The sequence below is a fragment of the Pedobacter superstes genome (genome assembly GCF_037622515.1).
Lineage (GTDB): Bacteria > Bacteroidota > Bacteroidia > Sphingobacteriales > Sphingobacteriaceae > Paradesertivirga > Paradesertivirga superstes.
Map to the genome: position 1 here is coordinate 248,593 of NZ_JBBJCN010000004.1, position 23,201 is coordinate 271,793.

General features: G+C 41.3%; 12 protein-coding genes. All 12 read right to left on the reverse strand.

Annotation, left to right across the window (positions count from 1 at the left end):
• Positions 1-10: 10 nt before the first annotated feature.
• Positions 11-2,767, reverse strand: coding sequence for a glycoside hydrolase family 78 protein (locus WG906_RS13180; protein ID WP_339993159.1), 2,757 nt, complete (start codon positions 2,765-2,767; stop codon positions 11-13).
• 1 nt (position 2,768) lies between these two features.
• Entirely contained in the window at positions 2,769-5,471 is a 2,703-nt protein-coding gene (locus WG906_RS13185; RefSeq protein ID WP_339993161.1) for a glycoside hydrolase family 2 protein, read from the reverse strand.
• Between the two features lie 62 nt (positions 5,472-5,533).
• Positions 5,534-6,991, reverse strand: coding sequence for a sialate O-acetylesterase (locus tag WG906_RS13190; protein ID WP_339993162.1), 1,458 nt, complete (start codon positions 6,989-6,991; stop codon positions 5,534-5,536).
• 1 nt (position 6,992) lies between these two features.
• Positions 6,993-8,801, reverse strand: coding sequence for a six-hairpin glycosidase (locus WG906_RS13195; RefSeq protein ID WP_339993164.1), 1,809 nt, complete (start codon positions 8,799-8,801; stop codon positions 6,993-6,995).
• Between the two features lie 38 nt (positions 8,802-8,839).
• Positions 8,840-9,772, reverse strand: a complete 933-nt coding sequence (locus tag WG906_RS13200; protein WP_339993165.1) for a glycoside hydrolase family 43 protein — start codon at positions 9,770-9,772, stop codon at positions 8,840-8,842.
• 119 nt (positions 9,773-9,891) lie between these two features.
• Positions 9,892-11,304 (reverse strand): glycoside hydrolase family 140 protein, encoded by a 1,413-nt coding sequence (locus tag WG906_RS13205; protein WP_339993166.1) that lies wholly within the window; start codon positions 11,302-11,304, stop codon positions 9,892-9,894.
• Between the two features lie 5 nt (positions 11,305-11,309).
• On the reverse strand, positions 11,310-14,459 hold the full coding sequence (locus WG906_RS13210) for a DUF6298 domain-containing protein (RefSeq protein WP_339993168.1): 3,150 nt from the start codon (positions 14,457-14,459) through the stop codon (positions 11,310-11,312).
• A gap of 8 nt (positions 14,460-14,467) precedes the next feature.
• Positions 14,468-16,111: a pectate lyase family protein gene (locus tag WG906_RS13215; RefSeq protein ID WP_431844479.1), complete on the reverse strand. Its 1,644-nt coding sequence runs from the start codon at positions 16,109-16,111 to the stop codon at positions 14,468-14,470.
• 265 nt (positions 16,112-16,376) lie between these two features.
• Positions 16,377-18,032: a pectate lyase family protein gene (locus WG906_RS13220; protein ID WP_339993169.1), complete on the reverse strand. Its 1,656-nt coding sequence runs from the start codon at positions 18,030-18,032 to the stop codon at positions 16,377-16,379.
• 29 nt (positions 18,033-18,061) lie between these two features.
• Complete coding sequence (locus tag WG906_RS13225) at positions 18,062-19,255, reverse strand: DUF3826 domain-containing protein (protein ID WP_339993170.1); 1,194 nt, start codon at positions 19,253-19,255, stop codon at positions 18,062-18,064.
• A 1,103-nt stretch (positions 19,256-20,358) separates the two neighbouring features.
• Positions 20,359-21,321 carry a hypothetical protein gene (locus WG906_RS13230; RefSeq protein ID WP_339993171.1) on the reverse strand — a complete coding sequence of 321 codons (963 nt, stop codon included), beginning with the start codon at positions 21,319-21,321 and terminating at the stop codon, positions 20,359-20,361.
• A 20-nt stretch (positions 21,322-21,341) separates the two neighbouring features.
• Positions 21,342-23,198: a RagB/SusD family nutrient uptake outer membrane protein gene (locus tag WG906_RS13235; RefSeq protein WP_339993172.1), complete on the reverse strand. Its 1,857-nt coding sequence runs from the start codon at positions 23,196-23,198 to the stop codon at positions 21,342-21,344.
• Positions 23,199-23,201: the final 3 nt, after the last annotated feature.

The following is a 23,201-nucleotide window of genomic DNA, read 5'->3' on the forward strand; positions in this document are numbered from 1 at the left end:
ATGATATTTTTTAAATGCCTGAATTAAATGTGTAATTACCTGAACCGACTTCAAAAACAGCCCTGCCGTCTTCCATTTTTATAAACTTCACTCCATTTGCCGATGATGCCTTTTCGTTTCCCTCCTTAACTTCTTTAGCAGAAGCCGCGGGTATATGAACAAGTGCTTTTGTATTGGCTGGTACAGTTATATTCCAGTTAAAAGCTTTTCCATCCCGCTTCCAATCACTTTTGATTACACCGTAAGGCGATTGGTAACTTCCCTTTGCATAATTTAATCCGTCGATCAACTCAGGCTTCATAACGATTCTCTTAAACCCGGGATTCTCATAGTCCGATTGTATTCCAAGCAGATTCTCGTAATACCAAATCATTAAATCGCCAAGCATCATCACGTGATTTTGAGAATTCATCTTTGGGTCAGCAGTGTTTCCATTCCAAAGCTCCCAAATGGCTGTCGCGCCATTTTCAATCATATATCCCCATGAAGGATAGGTTTTTTGAGAAGCAATTTTATAAGCCAGATCAGATCTTCCTATATCCGAAAGTGTACGCATAAGCCACTGAGTCCCGATTAATCCAGTGCTTAAATGACTTTTGTTTTCAACCTCAATGATATTCACTATCCGGCGATGCACCTTATCAGTATTCCCTGGTTCAACCAGTCCAAAATGAACAGCAAGTATGTTGTCGGTCAAGTTATTCTCACCGTAAAAACCCTTTTGGTTGTAGAATTTTTTATTAAATGCAGTCTTTGCCGAGGATGCAAGCTCTGCAAATGTTAAAATATCTGCATCATTACCTGTGAGCTTAGCAAAACGGCTCATCATATTCAAATAATGGAAATAATACGCTGTCGCGATTAAGGTACTTGGATGTTTCTGATCAGCATTTACGCCACGTCCCGCTTCGGCAGTTGCAGGTGGAACACACCAATCTCCATAGCTATCTCTGGTCATAATACCTTCAGCATTCAGATATCGAGATTGCATATATGTCAGCCACTTTTTCATAGCCGGATAATTGGTATAAAGAACGGAAACATCTCCCGTTTGACGATAAAGCATATCCGAAATCAAAAGCAGTGTTCCCGGCCAGGTCATATTGTCACTGTAATAGCGCCAAAAGGCAGGGGCAACATCAGGAATAGCTCCATCAGCTTTTTGAGAATACCTGATATCTGCCAACCATTTAGTGTACAAAGCTGTGTTATCAAACAAAAAGCTTTCGCCATAAGCGCCAGTTGACCTGTCGCCTAACCAGGGTTGACGTTCATTACGTTGCGGACAATCTACCGGCATGCCTTTGTAGTTTGAAGCAATTCCCCACCACGAATTCTTATGAATCTGATTTAACAAAGCATTGGATGTTTCGAAAGAGCCAACGGTTTGCAGGTCGTCATAAACTAGCCTGGCGCTAAAATCATTCTTGGTGGGTGTACCCGGATACCCTTTTACTTCGACATACCGAAAGCCGTGATAAACAAAACGAGGTTCCCACTCTTCAATGCCTTCTCCATTAACAATATAGGTATCGGTAGTCTTGGCGTCGCGTAGGTTAGCGATAAACAAGTCTCCGTTTCCCTGTAAAGATTCTGCAAACTTGAGAGTTAGCTTGCGACCTTTTTCACTTTTCACGCGTAGTTTCACCCAACCGGCCATATTCTGACCAAAGTCGATGATGTAATTTCCATTGCTCCGTTTTGTAATTGACACTGGCTTGATATCCTGCATTACTTTCATAAACTGGTTCATTTGAGCCTCATAAGCTCCACCAGGCTCCTGAACATACTCAGATTTCAACCAATTTTTCTCATTGAATCCTGGCTGGTTCCACCCATACATTTCCTTGCGGGCATCATACTCTTCACCATCGTACTCGTTGTTTGCCAATATAGGACCATCTGCGGTACCCTTCCAGCTTTCATCGGTTTTGATAGTTTCCTTCGTTCCGTCAGCATAAGTGATATTCACCTGCATTAGCAGTTTTGGGAAACCAAATGTCTTTTGCTTATACGCTTTGCTTTGGCGCATTTCGAAAAAGCGACCGTTACCTAGAATTACTCCGACCGCATGCTTTCCCGCTTTTAAGTGTTCTGTGACATCGAAGGTATTGTATTTAACATTTTGAGTATAATCTGTCGGTGCCGGTGCTAAAACCTGGTCGCCGATCTTCTTTCCATCGATATACAGCTCGTATAAACCCAAACCGATGATAGATGCTGTTGCAGATTTAACCTGTTTTGTTGTTGAAAATTCTTTTCTAAAATACCTGGCTGATAATCTTGGCAGATCTTGGTTATCCCATGGAAAATAGCGATCGAAGCCTATCCAGCGGCCTTCCCAATCTTTGTATTCCTTTAAACCCATGCTCCAGAATGCAGGTGCGCTCCAATCTGAAAAGCCGTTATTTGTCCATACTTTAACTTTCCAAAAAGCCCTCTCTCTGCTTTTCAATGGCTTACCTGCATATCTGGCATGAATCGACTCGCTCGAATTCACTTTACCAGAATTCCACAAATCGCCTTCATTAGCATTAAGCTTTTCCAAACTTGAAGCCACAAGAATTTGATAAGCAGTTTGCTCTATTCCCCGAGCCAACACAGGAATCTCCCAGCTTAAACGAGGTGTTGTTACATCAATCCCTACAGGGTTAAGCAACAACTCTGTACGCAAATTTTCAAGTTTAATAGGAGACAATTCCTCTCCCTTGAATGATGCGAACAAGGCGATGCTTAGCAGAACAAAAAAGTATCTTAATATCTTCATCTTATTTACCTGAGAAATCAAAGTATAATGTCAGATCCAGAGCCCTTGCAGGTTCCTTTTCGTAATCGTAAAAAACGTTTTTACCCGCCCTTGGCCCACTCCTGTCTGACCTTTGCGTTTTTGTACCTATTCCGGGAATTCCTTGCATAAATGAAATATCGCCGGAAGGAAATATAGGTTCATAATTATGCCATTGATCAGTTTTCCATGCAGGTGTAAACAAGCGCAAAAACACATCTTCATTTTCAGCTACTACGGTGAATGGCTGTTCGGTAGTAATGAATTTACTCCAGTACATGTTCGAATGGTATCCCTTAAATTCGGGATACACCCATTGCTCGCCTGTTTCGGTTGTGTTATAATCCTTGTTCCAAACGCCAAATTGATTGCCTTTTACTCGGTTTCTCCAAACCCGGTATGGCCCATCTCCCATGTATTGAACCCCCTTAATCTTGTTTTCCGGGAATGAGAAATTGACTCCGATGAAGTTTGTGAGGTATTCTGCCGGGAAATATTTTACATTCAGCTTCACCCAACCAGATGGATAAATTGTCCATTGAATGGTGTTGTACGCAGCTTTTCTATCGAATGTGGATTCAACTATCAGATTCTTACCATCCAGCCTGTGTATAATATTTTGAAAGTTGGTTGCTCCTTCCTGAACAATCGGTCCGTTTGTAAAAGGAATCGAGCCTTTTGCATTTTTAACACTTCTTAAAATTCCGGTCTTTTTGCTGAAGCTGAGGTTTATTCCGTTTGCCGAAACGTTGTAAAGTGTGTCGGTTTCCGATAAGCGTACTGTTTCATTTCCTTCAGTAATTACCAACCTGTTTGCTTCTGTTTTTGGAAGAGTTATCGGAAAACTCCAGGTAAACAATTCGCGGTTATGAGGATCAGTCGCGCTGATATATAAAACATCAAAATTCCCCCAGTCGGCAGGTAAAGAAACATTCAGTAACCCTTTTTCAAATGGTTTAATATTTGGAGAAGAAGCACTTCCTGTTTTAGCGCTTTGGTTTTTTAAGTTCAAAAGCTTCCAGCTAAATTTACACTGATTCAGATTGGTAAAATAATACCTGTTCTCAATATTAAAAGCTCCGTTGAACCCCGGTGTCATTTCGCGCGGTTCAAAATAAAGAGGGCTCCATACTTCTTTTATCGTGTAAAAGCTGCCTTCTTTTTCGTGATATGGGCCAACAATTCCATCTGCACCACGATTTTTGTCGGTATCTATAATTCCATTTTTGTCGGTACGTACAACTCCCTGATCAGCAAAATCCCACAGAAAACCGCCTGCTGAAAGCGGGTTGATCAGCATATCGTTCCAGTAGTCGTCTAAACTTGCCCCGTGACCACCATCGTACATACCATGTAAAAACTCGGTCGGCATAACAATGCTGTGGCCATGGCGATAATTACCTATACCATAATTGTATTCACGATAATGCTGTGTATCAAATCCATTAAAATCTTCCCATGGATGAACCAATGGTCTCTTTTGAATATCTTCCTCTGCGAATAAATAATCAAGCTCACGATTGTGACCTCCTTCGTTTCCGTTCGCCCAAAAAACAATCGATGGATGGTTAACATCATGCGAAAGCATTTCCTTCGTAAGTTTCGTACCCGTTGGCGTATCGTAGTGACCATGCCAGCCGGCAAGCTCGTCCATTACAAAGAGTCCTAATGAGTCACATACATCCAGAAAATGTCCGTCTGGTGGATAATGAGACATGCGCACTGCGTTCATGTTCATTTCCTTTATCAGATTTACATCATTAATGCTTACTGTTTTACTGGTAGTTCTTCCAGATGTGGGATAGAAGGAATGGCGATTTACTCCTTTAAACTTTATCTTAACTCCATTAACATATACACCGTCCCGTTCTTTGACTTCCACGGTACGAAATCCGATTTTCTGTTCGATGGTATGCAATGTTTTTCCTTTTTTGTATAAGGTGAACACCGCTTTATAAAGGTTTGGAAATTCTGAAGACCATAATTTGGGAGAGCTGAACTTCGCAGAAATAAGGCTGGTAGCTACTCCGTTTACAGCCTGGTTAATTTGTTTACCAAACTTTTTCCCATCAGAAGCATAAAGCTGGATCGAAATCTTATCCGCATTGGCTGAATGAAAAACCTTTGCAGTAAACTGTCCGTTGGCCTTCGCATCAACAGCAATCCGTTCAATATGATCTTGGGGCAAAACTTCTAAAAACACAGGTCGGAAAATGCCTCCAAAAATCCAGAAATCTGCTTTTCGTTCAGCTTCATTGACCGATTGATTGGCAGAATGCTTCGATACCTTTGCCTCCAGTACATTAGAAGATCCATAGTTCAGTAAATCAGAGATATCATATTTAAAGACATAAAAAGCTCCCTGGTGAGTTGAACCGGCAGATCTTCCATTAATTTTAACTTCAGTATCTGTCATTGATCCCTCAAACACAATGTTTATTTTTTTGCCTTTCAAAGAAGCTGGAACTGTAAAAGTATGTTTATAAAATCCATGTTCTTTTCCCCTTACTGAATCTTTTGAAAAACCATAATCATATTTTCCAAAGCCCTGTAATTCCCAGTTAGAAGGCACCGCAATTTTCGACCATTTACCCGAATTCATGCCACCGCTAACCATAAAATCCCATTGCACGGTATTATCGTTCCCGGTACCCGAGAGATACAGCTTTTCTGTTTTTTGCGCCATAATAGATGCAAAAGGTAAAAGGCCAATGACAAGTGGGATTATATGTCGGAGCACGTTCTTCATTAATTAGTATCAGTATATTTAAATTGTGTGATTAATGGGTTGTCTGTTCTGAAAGGCATTGCCGGGATGCCGTCTTTATTGTAAAAATTTGCTTTGCCGCCTTCATCCCATGCGAAGCGTACTTTAACCGGATTTTTAATTGCTGTTGCAGAAACGATTACCTTATTTCCCTTAATTTCTGCTTTTGCAGGAATATACCTGCCATCGCTTCCGGCGATCTCAAACTGGGTTAATGCTTTTCCGTCTTTACTGGTTAAACCCTTGCCTGTATACTTAAATCTCAGGTATATTTTATCGCCTTTTATCTGCTTTTTTTCGTAAACCGGGCCCGAAGGACTAACCTTAACACCATAGTTTTCAGCCAGCGGCCATTGGGCAAGCCTCCTCCCGATCTCCCATTTAAAACCGGGGTGTAGATCATCGGGAGTATTCACCAGGTCGGTAGTAGTAATCATTCCGGTATAAGGAATTTTCATAGCCAGCTGCTGCGCTTCCCAAAATTTCGGCAAGGTTTCTTTGGTTAACGGATACTTTCCGGCACTCTTTGAATAATAAAAAGGAGCGATCTGGACATAGTAAAATGGGAGAGTTTTATCGTCCCATAATTTACGCCAGCTCTTAATCAGGGCTGCCAGTTTGTAGGTATATTCTATGTTCTCATTCTGAAAACAGTTTGTTTCTCCCTGGTACCATAAAAACCCCTTTACGGCGAACGGAGCCAGAGGAGCAATCATGGGTTCGTAAAACTTACCCGGGTCGCCACTGATTTTTAGATCTTTAAAAAAACCGGCAGTAAATCCATTTACCGGAATCCAGGGTTCTATGGCGCTGCCCGGAATAGCAGAAGAAATCATCCCGACAGGAACATCGAGTTTTTCATTCAACTCTTTAGCAAAAAAATACCCTGCGGCAGAAAATGAGCGTAAAGCCGAATCGCGGGCAATACTCCAGCCTTTATGAGCGGGGTCTGGTATTGCCAGCTCTTTCCTGTTAACAAGAAAAATCCTTATTTCAGGGTTATTCGCATAATTTAATTCATCAACAGGAGAATGAAGGCCGTCAGGGTTTTGAACCTTGCCAGCGTTGACAACTTTGCTGTTTTTGCGCATGGTATACTCCATGTTGGATTGCCCGGAACAAAGCCATACTTCTCCTACCAGAATATTATCCAGTTTGATAGTATTCGTACCGGTAATTGTCAATGACCTTGGTTTATTACTGGCCTTTAAGGGATTTAAAAACACGATCCATTTACCTTGTGCATCAGCCGTAGTTTTCTTTTCCTGACCGGCAAACTGAACTGAAATGAGTTCACCGGCCGACGCAGAACCCCAAATAGGTAAGCTTTTATTGCGTTGCAAGACCATATCATGTGCCAGAATACGGGGCAGAGTAATTGCAGCCTGCGTATTAAAAGCAAACAGTGATAAAATAATGCAAACAGATAAATTTCTCATCTTAATACCCGGAGGTTTTAAATGACTTTATATAAAATATGGCTTCAGGAACTGGTGTTCCCGGATTTTCCAGGTCGTAGGTTTGATCAGTAGGGGTATCGGCATCAGGAAAACGACGAACGTCACCGGTTCTGAAAATCACCCGTTCAAAAGCCGCAACAGGTGCAAATTGAAGTTTCGCCCCTTTGCTTTGACCGTTAACTAGTACATTATAAATTCTTTTATCGCGGTCGAGTTCGATCCTGACATCGTACTGCTTGCCTGCTTCGTATGCCATAATACCCGAATTACGATAACCTACCTTTGCCTCAAACTGTCCCTGATCGTTAAATATTAACCGTGCTGCGGCATTTCCTTTTGCATCCGTAAATTCAATCTGCAGGCTTCCTTTATCACTTTGTGCAGCAATTACTGAAAATTCAACCGCTACCTTTTTTGAGGACGGGATCACCCGTTCTGCTCTGGCATAATCGTACCTGTCTTTATCCCGTAAGGTTAAAGCATTCCTGCCATCCGAAGCCTTTTCAATTTTTACAGGTGCCCAAAGAGGACTGTATATGTTCCATAGCTTCAGATCAGATAGTTTATTAAACTGACTAAAGTTGTCGTTAGCATTTGAAGTAACCTTAGACGTAACAGGAACAGGCACACTTCCAACCCACATATCTTCCTTATTCATACTGTAGGTTAGCCACATTTTCCCATCAAATGTTTTGCCGTTACCCTCTAAAATTCCCCGAATATACTGGGGGCCGTAAGATTTATAATTACCGCCATAACGCATCGGAGAGATCTCACCGTTCACCAATAGTAAATCTTTATAATCCAGGCCATTATCGCTGGTAGAAACAGCCAGAGGCCAGCGAAATTCTGAAGGGTTGTACACTGTAGCATAACGTCCATCTGAAGTCTTCTGACCCCAGATTTTTGCATTACTATTTACAAAACCTGGTGCACGTAAAGGTTCATATTTCCATGATTTACCGCCATCATTGCTTACCGAGGTTAATGCATGTTTCCATAAACCCACTACTCTGCCATCCGGCAGGTGATAATAACTAAATGCTTTTACAGGACGGTTATACGGAATTAAAGGATCATTTCTGTCGGCCTCCTCTACCATTTGCTGCATCATTAATGGATTTGCGAGTATTTCATTACAGGCCTGGACAAAACTTTTGTCTTTACTTTTAGTATAGAATGGATATTGTGATTTTTTCAGATCCCAGGTTGAGTTGTGACGAAGAAAATAAATCGGCCCGTATGATCCGTCTTTTTTGATCTCCCGAACTACCCTTCCAATTCCCTTTCCATCATTTGGGTCATCTTTAGCATCCATGGCAATGCCATAATAGGCCAATGCCAGTAAACGGTCTTTCTTAGACACATAAAAACCTACACGCTGATGCATGGTGGCAAATAAATCTTTCGCTACTCCAGGATACCCTTCTTTTTTCCAGCCATCCGGAATTTTATAGGGCGGAAAAATAATCTCTGGCTTAGACCAGTTATAACCATCTTTTGATGTTTGCAATAAAGTCTGGCTGGGAGGAATATGTTCACCAACCGGATCACTTAAGTATTCCAGGAAAAAAGTATTGTTCCAGTAAGCCAGCATGGGAGCATGGTTGTAGGTCCAGCTAAAGCCATTTGCCAGTTCCGGGTGTTCGCGGTTTGCACGAAAAACCTGGATGTTGTGCACGCCAACTGCCGGACTTAATTGCCCGTGGTGGTAATCTACGTTAGACAGAGTCGTACCTGTATATCTAACTGTATCCTGGGCCCGAAGCTTTGTTAAGCTGAATGCCACAAGAAAAATTAAAATTATGTTACGTTTTAAATACTTCATTACTTATTCAACTTTGCTGTATCAATACCAGCAGTTTTCTGCAATCCTTTTAAAATTTTAGTATTTGTTTTAAATATAGTTCCGTGCTTATGTCCTGCCGGAACGCTGGTTTCCTTCGAAGCATCGGTAAATGTTTTGAAATCAGCAGTTTTCAGGCTGCCATATTTCTTGTCGCGATAGGAATCAAAATAGATAAGATATTCCTCTCCTACCTTGGCAACCGAGGGGCCTTCCGTGAAACTATCTGTAAAAGGCTGCGAAACATTGGTGTAGGGACCAATCGCGGTTTTGCCGAAAGCAACTTTTATATTCCGCATTGGGCGAGTATTATCTTTCAAAACCAATACAAAGTCATTCGCCTTTCTTTTTACAATAACCGCATCAATCACACTAAATTCAGGATCGATAAAAAGCTTTGCCTGACTGAAAGATTTAAAATCCTTCGTTGTTGTATAATACATCCGGTGGTTGTTTTCTTCTTCTTCCAGTTTTTTTGGAAAACGGAACGGAATTGTAGAGGCCCAGATTATTATAAACTGATTATTATCCTCGTCATAAAATAACTCCGGAGCCCAAACATTCACCGTTGTTGGCTCATGTTCCATTACCGGGATAAACCTTTGTTCTGACCAATGAATAAGATCTTTTGATGATGCGTAACCAAAACCTTTATCACCTTTCCAGCTGCTTGTCCACACTAAGTGGAAAGTCCCGTCAGGTCCTTTTACGATAGAGGGGTCGCGCATAACTTTCTGGCTGCCTATTTCGGGCTTTAAAAAAACTTTGTCCAGATCATTCCACTTGTAGCCGTCGTAACTATATAAGAAACGCAAGCCCTGATCTGCGGGCTCGTGAAAAGAAGAGAACATATATACTTCTTTTGAGCAGGAAGAGAAAATTACGACAATTAATAGTAATAGATATTTTTTCATTTAGGGTTCTTTATCATTATTGCTAAATACATCTTCGCTTCAGTCATCATCGATCGACTTTTCCATCCCGACCTAAGGAGAGATCTTTTAGCAGTCTGCTAATCTTCTTAGATTCCTCCTTATTTTCCGTCCAAAATCAATACCCAGTCATTTCCGTCTTTCTCATCACCCGGCGGATTAAATTCCTTTGTTCCTGTATTCTCAAATTCACCGATCTCAGCAGATTTTCCGTCACGTGGATTAAACCAGGACGCAGAAACTTTATCACCTTCAATCTTACCGAGGTTTACGCCGAAGTTTTTACCTGTATATGTATAGATGAAAGCATAATTTTTACCTCTTGTCGCTAAAACCCGGCTATACTTTTCACCATTTTGTCCGCTGATTAATGACTGATCAGGAACTCTTTCTAAAAACGGGCGGGAAAGCATCAGATTCTTTAAATGAATCATTTGACTTGCTCCCGGATTATTGATTGCTACTGTCCATAGCTCTTTGGCACCATAAGCACTTGATTTATCACTTTTACCAAGCATTTGCATCACCGAATTATTACCATATGTATAGCCAAATGCACCAGAGAACACTGACCAATAGCCATATCTTCTCACATCCTTATCGACCCATCTTACCTCAGTTGTGTCATGCAATCCCTGTGGAATACCTTCATAGGAAGGCTCGCCATCTATGGTTGGTTTAGCAGGACTCAGACTGTAGTCATAATCCATAAATTTCCAGTTGTCCTCACCGAAATGACGCTTTTCTTTAGCGGAAGTATCCTGATTGTATCTCCTGTGGCCAGATTGAACCATGTTAAAGTCCAGCCACTCTTCATTATGGAACCATTCTGATGATGCTGTCCTTCCCCGGGGATGAAAGGTCATTAAATGTGCAGAATCTATTTGTTTGATAGTGCTTCCGATGGTTTTCCAAACCGCAAGTGAATCACTACCGGGAATATCCCCACCATTTAACCAGATAATGTTTTTCCGGTCTTTATACCGGTTCGCTAAAAACTCAGAATATGCTTTCGCTTGCTGCTGATTAACATGGCCACCCTTCACGTTTGAACCCCAAACTGGAACTAATGCCATGTAAATGCCTTTTTCTGCTGCTTTATCGATTACATAATCAATGTGATCCCAAAAATCATACTGCACGGAATCCGTAAAAGAATTCCCCTTTGTGGTATCTGGTTTTGCCACATCTAAATTAACCAGGGCCGAATCGCCATAAACATTCACCGAATTAGGCACATCGTGCAATACCATCACCTGGATAACATTAAATCCTTTTTTTGCTCTGTCGTCAAGATACAGATCCGCTTCTTCCCTCTTTAACTTATTAAACAATAACCATCCGGTATCTCCCAACCAGAAAAAAGGCTCTCCATCTGCGGTAACCAGATAACGGCCATTTTCAGAAACTTTTAAAGCCTGCAAACCGGTAGAAGATCTAGTGCTGTCTTTTTGCGTGTTGCAGCCAAGTAACACAATAGAGAGAATTGAAATTAAACCTAAAAATCTGTTCATTAGCTTTAAATTTTGGTAATCCATAGTACTTCAGGACTGGAAGAAGAATTTTTTAAACTTATTGAATTTCCACCTTTAACTTCTTCCTCGGCTTTTAACCGGGCACCAGTTCTGGGGTTGATATGATAAACTTTAAATGTTCCGTTAGCTGAACTTAAATCTAGCTGAACAGCTTTGGAAGAAGTATTATAAATGATATATGATTGCCCACTTTTTGCAAGAGCTATCTGATTTTCAGGATTACCGCTCAGTGGCAGTACTTCCATAGAGGCAGCATCTTTTAATAAACCCTCGGGAGTATTGCTGATATTCGGCAAAGAGCCTCCTGCCATTACCACAGCCCATCCATTAGCATCAGAGCCATCTGCATTATAAGTCACTGCTTTTCCCGGGAATTTTTTGCGGTATTCTGAAACAGCCCGGTAAACCTGTTCAAAAGAACTTGCTTTGGGTTTTAATAAACGGGCATGCTGGCGGGGAGCAAGGTTCTGACCGCCTTTTGGTTCATAGGTACTTCCATCTGCCTGATAGTGCCAGTATTTAATATCGATTATATCTACAATTGATGCCCGGTCTTTATCCGCAAGAATCGCATCCTGCACATCTTTAGTTGTGCTTAAGCTAATCAATGCATTTTTTCCGGTTTCTTTTTCCCATCCTTTAATGGTGTCTAACCAAAATTGAACAAAATGCAGCGGGCCGGTGTACTCGGCACTAACTGACTGTATTACTCCGCTATTAGAGGCAAAATTGTCAAGGCATTTTTTAATATAGGCTTTATGCAATTCCCTCCTTACGGGATGACTGATATCATAAAACTGGTCTGCCATAAAAATTCTTTTATCGCCTGCATAAGGTACAGGCTCGGGGAAGCCTGTATTGTTTATATTATTGGCTGGACGCCATGGAAAATCGGCATAATGCGCCCCTGCTTCGATAATATTATGCTGGAAGTAATTCTCATGAATTAAAACTAATCCTTTTTGATCCGCTAAATCAGCAAATTGCTTTAAGCGGTTCCAATACCAGTTATTATATTTAGTCAGGTCGTATTTGCTTAAGCCATCCCATGCAGTACCTTGTCCGCTGCGGGCGAATGGTAATTCGTAAAATGGAGGCCAAACTTCACCGTCCATTCTACGGATGCGTTCATGGTCGTCACGTCGGCGATCATACCATAACCCATAATTATGATCAAGTGCAACAACATTATCCAGCTTTAAGCTGTCTGTCATCAATCCCAGATCATCTGTTAATCCTCTGCCGGTTTTTCCAGGCACAAAACGGGTAATATGAGGCTTAGCTGAAGCTAATCCATGAGGACGAGAACTTCCGTTCCACCATTGTACGTCGCGGCTTTTTCCGGTTACTAAAGCATTTCCTCTAACCAACAGGCCATTTTGAATATGGAAGGCCTCGGCTTTCGCCGGAGTTATGAGTTTTTTAATACCGATTTGATCGATCGATTTAATCCCTTTTGCAGTTATTGATATCGGATTACGGGATGGGGCGCCATCGATAAAATCTGACAACACTGGTGCTGGTGAAACTGCTTTCGCCGTTAAAGCCATTGCAACGTCTACCGGCGGACTGCTTGATGCTTCAGTATCAATATTTAACAGCTGAATGCGGGGTTGCACTTTATCACCAAGCCTGTCTTTCAACTGAGCATAATATAAACTTCTTGGCTCAATCTGCTCGTTAGACATCCCCCAATAACCATTTCCATCAAATTGCGCCCATGTGCCAAAGGCCCAGTTCTGAGCAGTCGGGGGAGCAAAATTATTAACCTTACTTGCAGAACATTGCCAAAAAACACTGTTTGCCGCAGTCCAACCTGCCCCCTGCCCGTCATGTCCGCGGTTTACATAACTTAAAGCCTGTCCGTCTACATTTACAATATCAAACAACACACCCGAAGCCCAGCTGTCGATGGCACCAGAGAAACTGTAAGGTAAATGTGATTCGCATTGCACAAACACATTAGGCCCGGGAGCACAATATCCAACAGCAAAATCGTGGTAGCCGCGTTCCGAATAAATGCGTTGAAAAAGCGTTTGTTGTCCGTTAGTATAAAACGTATATCTTCTTTGAGCAGCAATTTCTGAAATCGGGTTTAGCGATTTACAATCTTCAACAGTGATGCGTCTGGCTGTTTCCTGTACGAAAACTGCAGAACCGGCAAATTGACGAAACTCTAATTGTCTGGCCCATGCATCGATAACATTTTCGAAAGAGACCGCCATCCAGCGATGGTCCTCATCTTTTTGATTCGACTGATTATAAGTTGATTGCAGCTGCAAATTCTCTATCCCGACATTTGAGATACGACCAGACCAGGTATACTCGGCTACAGTTCCGCCTCCAAATACAGTGTCTAAAGAATTGGTGAGAGGAGCATCAATGGTTATTCGCGAACCTTTAATAGCAGTAATCTTTCTATCCCAGTAAATATCCCGCTGGCCGGGTTTCCAGCCTAAATAAGTTTCTCCACCACCAAAGTGATCGGCACCTAATTTATCAATCCATGCTTTTGTGGATGGCCTGCGAATCTGAATGTAATCTCCGACTGTAAGACCCTGAATGGTTGAAACACTAAAATTCAAAGCGTTTACAGGAACATATGCATCTGAAATTTTTACTGCCGCAGATAGTTTTTTATCCTTCTTTCCGGCTATGGATATTAACGTTTCCCTGCTAAACCCTGCCCCAATAATCACTGTGCCATTTTTCCCTGCTCCGCTTCCCCTGAGAACTACCCCCGAAGCATTAATATTCAGAGATCCATTCACAGAAAAGCTTCCTTTTTCAAGTAAAACAACGCCTCTGAACCCATTCTTATCTAAAGGCAGTGAAGAGACATGATCTATAGCAGACTGAATTCTTAAAGTAGCATCACCAGATTTAACAGGAACAATTACTTTAACCGGTACATCCGGAATTGCGACCTCTCCCGCCATGTACCCGGCATAAGAAAAATCGGGAACACGATCGCCTTTTTCGTTTGACTCATAAACTAGTTTCCCCTCTTTATTTAATGAAATAGGATCAACTGGAATTGGTTTCTTCTGAGCATATCCGTTTACAGTAAAAGCAGATACGCCAATAAAACATGCAACTAGTACTTTACGAAAGTTTGTTATGCGATCCGTCATTAATAAGGTTAATTAAGGGGCTTTACAGTATTTAAAGGAACCAGGCTGTTTAAATATTCTTCGATGTTGCTGTACCCGTTTTTGTTGGGATCAAGACTCGCATCTGCAGCGTTCTTAGGATTTAAATTGTTTTTAGACTCCCATGCATCCGGCATACCATCATTGTCAGAATCTTTGTATGGTGTGCCCTTGTATTCAGGATATCCACCTACCTGACTGATATCACTGATGATTCCCTGCTTATAGGAGTCTGATGGTAAACGGCGTTTAATGTATTGCTTTCCAATATCTGTTTTTCCGTCTTCCTTATAGAAAATCTTTCCTGTTTTAACAGTTTGAATAATGCGGGTGTCTACCGGATCTCTTTTTGGTAAGCTTGCACCCACGTTTTTTAGAACGTAATCGTAAGCAGCTGTTGCTGAGATTGTAGTAACTTTAGCCATAGGAAGAGGTTTGTTTACGCGAATGCTATCGGTATGTCTTCCGGCATCAGGCATATCCTCAATCTGAACGCCGCCATCCCAGTTATCTTTGGTTACGCGATCATTCCCTTCTACGATATTGCCATTAACATAGACTTTGCCATAAAGCGTTTTTTTGTCGGGTGAACGACCCGCCTCCGGCTTTAAAATTCGATGACCTATAGGCTTATCTCTCGGTGTGATTGGTCCCGGCTTGTAATAATTGTTGATAAAATTGAATAAAGAATTATTATCACCACCATCAGCAGAACGGTTCCACCAGTTGAATACAACATTGTTTACAAAACCAAAATCACCGTACATTCCAATTGAAGGATTGCGGCTGATGTTATTGGCCCAAAGATTACGCATGAAGGTACTGTTCAAGCCGCCAATTGTACTTCCAAAGGAGTGATTGTAAGTATCAAGTGCTTCAGAAAATATAGAATTCTGGATGGTAATATTTACTGTCGGAAGCTTTTGTTGTACCCCGTCGCCAGAATCATACACGTGGCGATACATTGACATATTTTCGTCCAGTCCCCAGCTTGCAGAAACGTGATCAATGATAATATTTCCTACACCATTGCCGCCAATGGCATCATCTCTGCGCAGAACGTCTGTTTCTCCTCTGCGAAATCTCATGTAACGAATAACCACATCGTGAGTATTGATCCAGACAGATTCTCCGGCAATACAGATCCCATCACCAGGAGCAGACTGACCGGCAATAGTAATATAAGGAGCTCGTATGGTAATCGGAGAATTTAAGCGTATAATACCCGCAACATTAAAAACTACAATTCTCGCTCCACCCTGTTCGCAAGCTTCACGCAAACTGCCAGGACCGCTGTCATTTAGATTAGTTACAACATATACTTTTCCGCCACGACCGCCGAAAGAATAGGCACCCCCGCCTTCAGCACCAGGAAAAGCCAGAACAGGCGATTGAGGAAGATCAGATGGTTTAGCAGCCCATGGAATAAAGGGTCTGCCATTTTTTGCATCCTTTTCTACCTGCGGCAGAGCTTTCATCCAGGCTACATCAGATAAGCGTTTTACTTCATTTAAAACTGAATCACCTTTCTTTTCTAAAGCAGGTGGAATTACAGGATATTGAGCTAATACCGGCTGGCACAGAGAAGCCAGAAAAGCCATGCTTAAAATTTTTTTCAGTGAGATATTTATCATGAATATTTAGTATAAAATAAAAAACAACCTAATATTAATCCTGCTAAGCAAGGTTTCAAAATTTCGAAATTGTTAATCTTTTGGTTTTAATTATGATTAGAAGATATAATTATAATACAAAAATAGGCTTACGGAGCTTAATATACTGTATTATTTTCTCATGGTATTATAGCATATTATCTATAAAGGCATTGTTACTTTGGGGCTATAAATTAAAAAAGGGAGTAACCACACTCCCTTTTTAACCAAAAACCAAACTAAACTCTTAAGGCTTTACATTTGCTACAGAAACAACGCTGTTTAAATAGTCTTCGATACTAGTATAACCATCATTATTTTTATCTGCACTTGCATCTGCCGCATCCTTTGGATTCAAGCCATTTTTAGATTCCCAATCATCAGGCATTCCATCACTATCAGAATCTTTATATGGACTTCCTTTGTAAACCGGGTAACCACCTACCTGGCTGATATCTGTAATTATACCGCCTTTATACGAGTCGATAGGTAAACGGCGATGTTCAAACTGTGTCGAAGGAAGTTTGACATTTTTTGGAGTAACAATCTTTCCGGTCCTTACCTGTTCAACAATCCGTATATCTACAGGATCTCTTTTCGGTAAAGAAGCTCCCGCATTATTCAATACAAAATTATATGCCTGAATTGCAGGGAGAATAGTGATAGGAGGCATGGGCATTGGCTTTTTAACCCGCATGGCTGCAAAGTAAGTTTTAGCCTTGTCAAAATTCATTAACTCGCCGTCTTTACCTTCTACCTGTATTCCACCGGCCCAGTTGTCTTTCGTAATCTTGTCATTTCCTTCAATAATGTTTCCCTCTACATATGCTCTTCCAAACACCACATAGGGCAATTTGCTGCGCCCCGATTCGGGCTTTAAAATACGATAGCTAATTGGCTGATCTAAAGGAGTCAGAGGGCCTGGCTTATAGTAATTATTGATGATATTGTACATGGCTGTATAATCTCCACCATCCGTGGAACGGTGCACCCAGTTAAATACTACATTATTTGCAAAATTGAAGATCCCGTTCCAACCGATAGACGGGTTACGGGCAGCATTATCAGCCCAAAGATTACGCATGAAGGTAGCATTTTCTCCTCCAAGTGTACTTCCGAACGCGTGATTCCAGGTATCCAATGCCTCCGAAAAAATTGAGTTTTGAATGGTAATATTTACTGTTCCTAATTTGTCTTCGATCTTTCCTGTACTGTCGTTATACATATGGCGGTACATCGACATGTTTTCATCCAATCCCCAGCTTGCTGAAACATGGTCTATCATAATGTTTCCTATTGGATTACCACCAATTGCATCATCACGTCGGCCAACAAATGTTTCACCTCTTCTGAAACGCATGTAGCGAATTATCACATCATGCGTATTAATCCAAACAGATTCGCCTGCCACACATACACCGTCACCGGGCGCAGTCTGTCCGGCGATGGTAATGTAAGGCGCACGGATGATTAAAGGAGTTTTAATACGGATTATTCCGGAAACATTAAAAACTACAGTACGCGCGCCACCTTGTTCGCAGGCATCACGCAATGTGCCTGGTCCGCTGTCCGCCAGACTTGTAACTACAATAACTTTTCCTCCCCTGCCACCAAATGAGTAAGCACCGCCACCTTCGGCACCGGGAAAAGCGAGAATATCTGCCTGAGGCAAATCGTATGGTCTGCCTGCCCATGGAATATAAGGCTTTCCTTCTTTAGCTTGTTGCTCAATAACAACTAATGCTTTTTGCCAGGCGATATCGGATTTACGATTTGCGTCAGCCATCATTGCGTTTGTGGCTTTTGAAACTTCGGGTGGTATACTGGGGTATTGTGCCACTGCCGTATGGATTAAACCCAGTACCAGTACCGGCAATAACAACCGTCTTAAATTATCCTTCATTTTCTGAATCATTTCTTTTGAGGTTAAACTTATTTTATACTATTAATTGTGTGTTTCTCTAATTCTTCGGTGGCTTTTCTTAAATTATATCCCTCTGCTGCAAGATAATTATTTGCCCGGCCACGATATTTTGCAAACCACTGGTTGCGATCTTTGCTGGTTAAAACGTTCATGGCGTTTTCCCTGGCTTCGATCAAATAGTCATAAACTTTTTTCTTTTGTACGTCAGTCATACCCGGTAGCAGGGCCTGAAATTTAGTATACTCTTTCTTAAGACCGTGTGCGGTCATTTCATCTTTAACAACTTCGATTTGCTCATTGCTGATATATTCAGAAAGTTTAGCCAGGTACATTGCGCGCTGGTTGTCGAGTTTTTGCTTTGCATCAGCCCAGGCATCTGTAATTGCTTTGTCTTTTTCCTCTTTAGCTATTTGCTGTTTATCTATTGCAGCTAGTTTTGCTGTCCTGGCATTTTGGATCTCTTCGAGTTTCTGATACTGATGTGCGACGAGGTTCCGAATCGATTCTCTTTTTGCTTTATCGTTTAAGTTCAGCGCAGAAACTACATTGGCCGCTTGAGTAATTGCTATAGTTTGAGCGGCAGTATCGCGCCTCCTGGCCCAATCTGCGCTTTCCTTCTTCATGTCGTATCCTTCAGCAGCAAGAAAGTTCGTGATCTTACCCTTATACTTTCCAAACCATGCGTGTTTTTCGTCGGACGAGCCTCCATCCATGGCTAATTCACGGGCCTCAACCAGAAAAGCCAATATCTTTTCCTGTTGTTGCTTGCTGAGATACGGATTCTGCAATAAATAATTAGCGAATGTAAGCGGAACCACGTTATACGTCATTCCATCTTTAACTTTCTCTATCTGTGCAGGATTTAGTTCTTTTGAAAGCTTTTTAAGGTAGGCAATATGTAGTTTACTAATATCCGCATCCGCTTTCTTTTTAAAACTTTCTATTTTAGTTTTAGAATTGGGTGCACTGTCCGCAGCTTTAATCTTATTGTCTCTTTCGGTATGAATCTTATTTATATCAACATATTGAGCCGCGATATAATCCCGCACGCGAAGAGCTTGCGTAGCGTCAGCAATACCAAGTGCAGGGATAATCTTATCCGCTCTTTCTTTCGCTATGTCGTTATAGGACTGGGCCTGCAAGAGTGTCGCAGATAAAAGAGAAAATAGTATTGAAATCGCAAACAGTTTATAGCATTTCATTATGGCAAAAGTTTATTATTGGTTAAAAATTCGAATAAGCCGTACGTTAAATTTCTTAAGTTATTTAAGGTTTAACAGATATAAATTGGTACTCGACTTAATTACAATCAAATATGAAATTAATTGTGAATTATTAAATATAGGATTTTTGCCTTGTTATATAGGATATTATCAAAGCCAGGAAACTTTGAATTTATGTCTCATTTATGTTACAGATGCAACAGGCAAACTAAAAGCACATTATAGCGTGTTATGAAATTTTAGCATTGAATAATATTATACATAAAAAGGCATCCTTCGGGATGTCGGGAATAATTTCCCTATCGGTCCTCTACACCCTACGAGCCGTTTCAGCATACGGCGGTTCATTAGAATAATTCTTTTGCCTTTATGGCCATTTGTTTATCATGAATTTAATCTTAAGAGTGCTTTTTATGTAATAACTGCATAGTTAATACCTCCTCCGGTTGTGATTAACCACATACTCAAAGAAAATAAGCATATAGTCCGCTCTTTTTAATAAAAATGCGGACTAAATGCGGACTATATGCGGACTTGCTAATAACGAGAGACTAACTTGGTAGAATGAATCATATGGCTTGACTCGCCCAGGAATAGCATTTTGGTGAAACATTTTGGTGGTTCGGTTAAAGATCCAATACCAGATGCTACATCATTATACCAATATTACCAGACGCTTGAATGCCTGTTCGCTTTTTCAGTCCTTGCTGTAAAAAAACTGTACTACGACTTCTCCTCCGGCTTCCGTCAGATTCGCAGTCATCCGCGACACCCATGCCTCTTGTTAATAGTTAGTTCCTAATGAAAAGCGTGTTCAGGACTCTTACCTTATGTCGATTATCATGCCGGCGCACCATAAAACATAATCATGGTTTTAACGATTACGCGCTCCGGGTATGGAAAAAGTTGCAATCGAACGGGGTTTAATTGCAATTGCACAAAATATCAAAAAAAAGCAGCTTAAAAACGCTCCTAGATCTCTCTTTGAAAACACATTTTGAAAAACACAACAAGAGACAGGAAGATTTTAAAAAAAAGAGGATGCCTTTTTGAGACATCCTCTTTTCAATAATTCAGATAAACTACTTCTGAATCTTCACAAAAATATTGGCAAACCACTTACCATCTGTATCAGTGGTAATTTGTCTAAACCAAATGGCACCGAGCTTATTTTCAGGTGTTTTAAAATAAACCACCGATCCGACTCTAATGTGACCGGCCTGTGTCTTTGGCGTCTGATCTAAAGTTACGGACTTCCCACCAACGTAGGTCCCTATTGCAGCTCCTGAAATCAAGTTATCCCTAAACTGGTTCGCCTCACTCAACGGAAGGCTGAATTTTGTAGCGCGTCTAGTCCAGGTACTTAAATCATACACTGTAAAAGGAAGCGTAGTTGCTGCAGGCGAGTATATATGGTACCAATATCCACCGATCATATTAGCAGAGCTCGTATTCGCAGGAGCAGGCGAACGATAGATAGCAAAATCAATATCTGCAGACACTGCCTTCGCCTCCTCGTACGTGAATGCCTTACCGAGTTTTATAGAATAGTAAAACGCCCTTGTACTATTGGCAACGCTGTCTGGCAAGTACACATTCTTTTGAGTAGTATAGATGAAGTTGGGTGTAACGTTAACCGTTACTTTAGTATAGCCATCTCCAATATATATCTGCTGCTTATTCAATGCATATACACGGTAAGTACTTTCTCCTACACGAGTTGCTTTGAACTTGATAACACTAGAATACGTGCGCTTATCGTCAGTCGGTGTAAGCGTAACCATCTGTATGGTTTCCGGACTAAGCGCATCGCGCGTCACAACGACTGCTGCCATATCCTCTTTGGCAGAAGTTATTGTGTATTCGATCACAATCGAATCCTGTTCGTTATATGTTCTATAATCAGTAACTGCATGAGGACTTGTTTCCTGGAAAGTCACTTTGACATCGTCAAACATATTGTAAATGTTATCTACCTCCTTTTTGCAAGATCCCAGCGAGATTGAGGCAAGGAGACATGACGCTATAAAATATTTGAGTTTCATATTATTTTTTTTTAGATATACTACTTCAACGGATCAAAAGTGCCATTCTCCCAACCAATAGTATGCTGTAAGAGCGGGCTGGAAGCCATGAAATCGTTATGAAAGGTGTAAAAATAGTGGTGTTCAGGTATCGCGAATGAACCAATATTTGATGGAGTTAAAATTGCTTTCTGAAAATACGTGGTATATACAGCTTTATTGTTAATATCAAGCTGATCTCTGAATTGTACGGCAGGATTTGTGGTGCTCGCTGCCTCTAAGATAGCCTTTTGATTGGTGTTTTTTAACGTTATTCTAATGGTAGAAATAGTACCGCTTAACGTATGCCATTTCCTTAGACGACGTAGATCCGCATTGCGCTTATTCTCAAAGGCAAATTCAATAAACCTTTCGTTAGTTATCAGATCCAGCATCTCAGTACCTGCACCGTTAATTGACCCCAGCCCATAATCATTAGCACCCATTTCAATACCAGCTCTTTGACGAATCTGGCGTACCATATTTTTCGCAGTTGCAATATCACCCGTTTGATTAGCGCACTCTGCATAGTCTAGCATCACCTCGGCCAAGCGTAGTTCGATCCAGTCCATACCGCTACCGCCAAGGTTATTTGTATAACTTACAGAGGCCTGAGCAACAGTTGGGTTAGAAAACCGCTTTGAATACACTCCATAGTTTCCAGACTCATTCACAGCATTGACATAATTCCATTGCTTTCGCCCTGATTTGCCACTCAAAGGCCATACTGAGCCATTATAAGCGAAAGTTGCCTCGAAACGAGGATCGCGGTTCTGCCAAAACATGACATCATCATATGTATAAGCACCAGGCTGACCAGGCAGGTTACCATCTTTCATCGGATATGCATTCAGCAAGATGGTGGTTGGAATAAAGGCATTATTACTCGAACCTCCCTCCGAATTCGGGCGCACTCTATTCTCTATATTATGTCCCCGTCGTTCAAGTTTATCTGAATATGGGCGAACAAAAATCGCTTCCTTATTATTAGTGCCTTCTAACAGAAAAATGTTCGCATAGTTTGGCACCAGGCTCCTTCCGTTTGCTATGCAAAGGTCGTAAGCCGCCTTGTTAGCTATTAACGCAGTTTGCCATCTTGCAGCCTCATTGTTTGGATTGAATTGCGGGCTTGCCCAATAAAGGAGAACTTTGGCCTTCATCACAGTAGCAATCTCTTTGTTAATGCGACCCAAGTCGCTGTTACCCCAAACAACTCCTTCGAGATTAGAAATGGAGCTTTCCAAATCACTAAGTATCTGGTCAAAACATTCCTTTGCACTTGCACGACCACTTACATTCAAGTTACTAGGACCTTGCGGGGTCAATACAAGAGGTACACCGCCATAAACCTTCACTAACTCGAAATAAGTAAACGCACGCAAAAAGTAATATTGGCCTAAAATTCGCTTCTGGGCCGCCTCCGGAATTGAACCTCCCGGAATGTATGCAATCGCATTATTGGACCGAGCGATATCAAAATAGCGATTATCACCGTAGGTAGTGCCTCGATACCTGTTACCAACAAAGCGGACATCGTTATTAGCAAGAACCCCTTCCAGGCCGAGCGCTGCTTTAGCCCATTGATCGTTACCAGAAAAATAGTTTTCATCGCTTGCCATGTGAATTGGTAAACGATCATAACTTTCATTATGCGGAAAACGAGGAGCCGACATATCATAAGTTTCCCTGAGATGCATTTCTACAGCCCCCTCAACACTCCATATATTGGCATCAATACCTTGCCTGTCTGGCAGTTCGAAAAATTCGTCCTTGTTTACGCAGGCTGTGCCAAGCACTGCGGTAAGTGCAAAAATTGCACTTACTTTAATTATATTTTTATATCGGATAGTCATTTTCATAAT

Coding starts and splice junctions, on each gene's coding strand:
- WG906_RS13180 (WP_339993159.1), bottom strand. CDS start 2,767: ATGAAGATATTAAGATACTTTTTTGTTCTGCTAAGCATCGCCTTGTTC.
- WG906_RS13185 (WP_339993161.1), bottom strand. CDS start 5,471: ATGGCGCAAAAAACAGAAAAGCTGTATCTCTCGGGTACCGGGAACGAT.
- WG906_RS13190 (WP_339993162.1), bottom strand. CDS start 6,991: ATGAGAAATTTATCTGTTTGCATTATTTTATCACTGTTTGCTTTTAAT.
- WG906_RS13200 (WP_339993165.1), bottom strand. CDS start 9,772: ATGAAAAAATATCTATTACTATTAATTGTCGTAATTTTCTCTTCCTGC.
- WG906_RS13205 (WP_339993166.1), bottom strand. CDS start 11,304: ATGAACAGATTTTTAGGTTTAATTTCAATTCTCTCTATTGTGTTACTT.
- WG906_RS13210 (WP_339993168.1), bottom strand. CDS start 14,459: ATGACGGATCGCATAACAAACTTTCGTAAAGTACTAGTTGCATGTTTT.
- WG906_RS13215 (WP_431844479.1), bottom strand. CDS start 16,111: ATGATAAATATCTCACTGAAAAAAATTTTAAGCATGGCTTTTCTGGCT.
- WG906_RS13220 (WP_339993169.1), bottom strand. CDS start 18,032: ATGAAGGATAATTTAAGACGGTTGTTATTGCCGGTACTGGTACTGGGT.
- WG906_RS13225 (WP_339993170.1), bottom strand. CDS start 19,255: ATGAAATGCTATAAACTGTTTGCGATTTCAATACTATTTTCTCTTTTA.
- WG906_RS13230 (WP_339993171.1), bottom strand. CDS start 21,321: ATGAAACTCAAATATTTTATAGCGTCATGTCTCCTTGCCTCAATCTCG.
- WG906_RS13235 (WP_339993172.1), bottom strand. CDS start 23,198: ATGAAAATGACTATCCGATATAAAAATATAATTAAAGTAAGTGCAATT.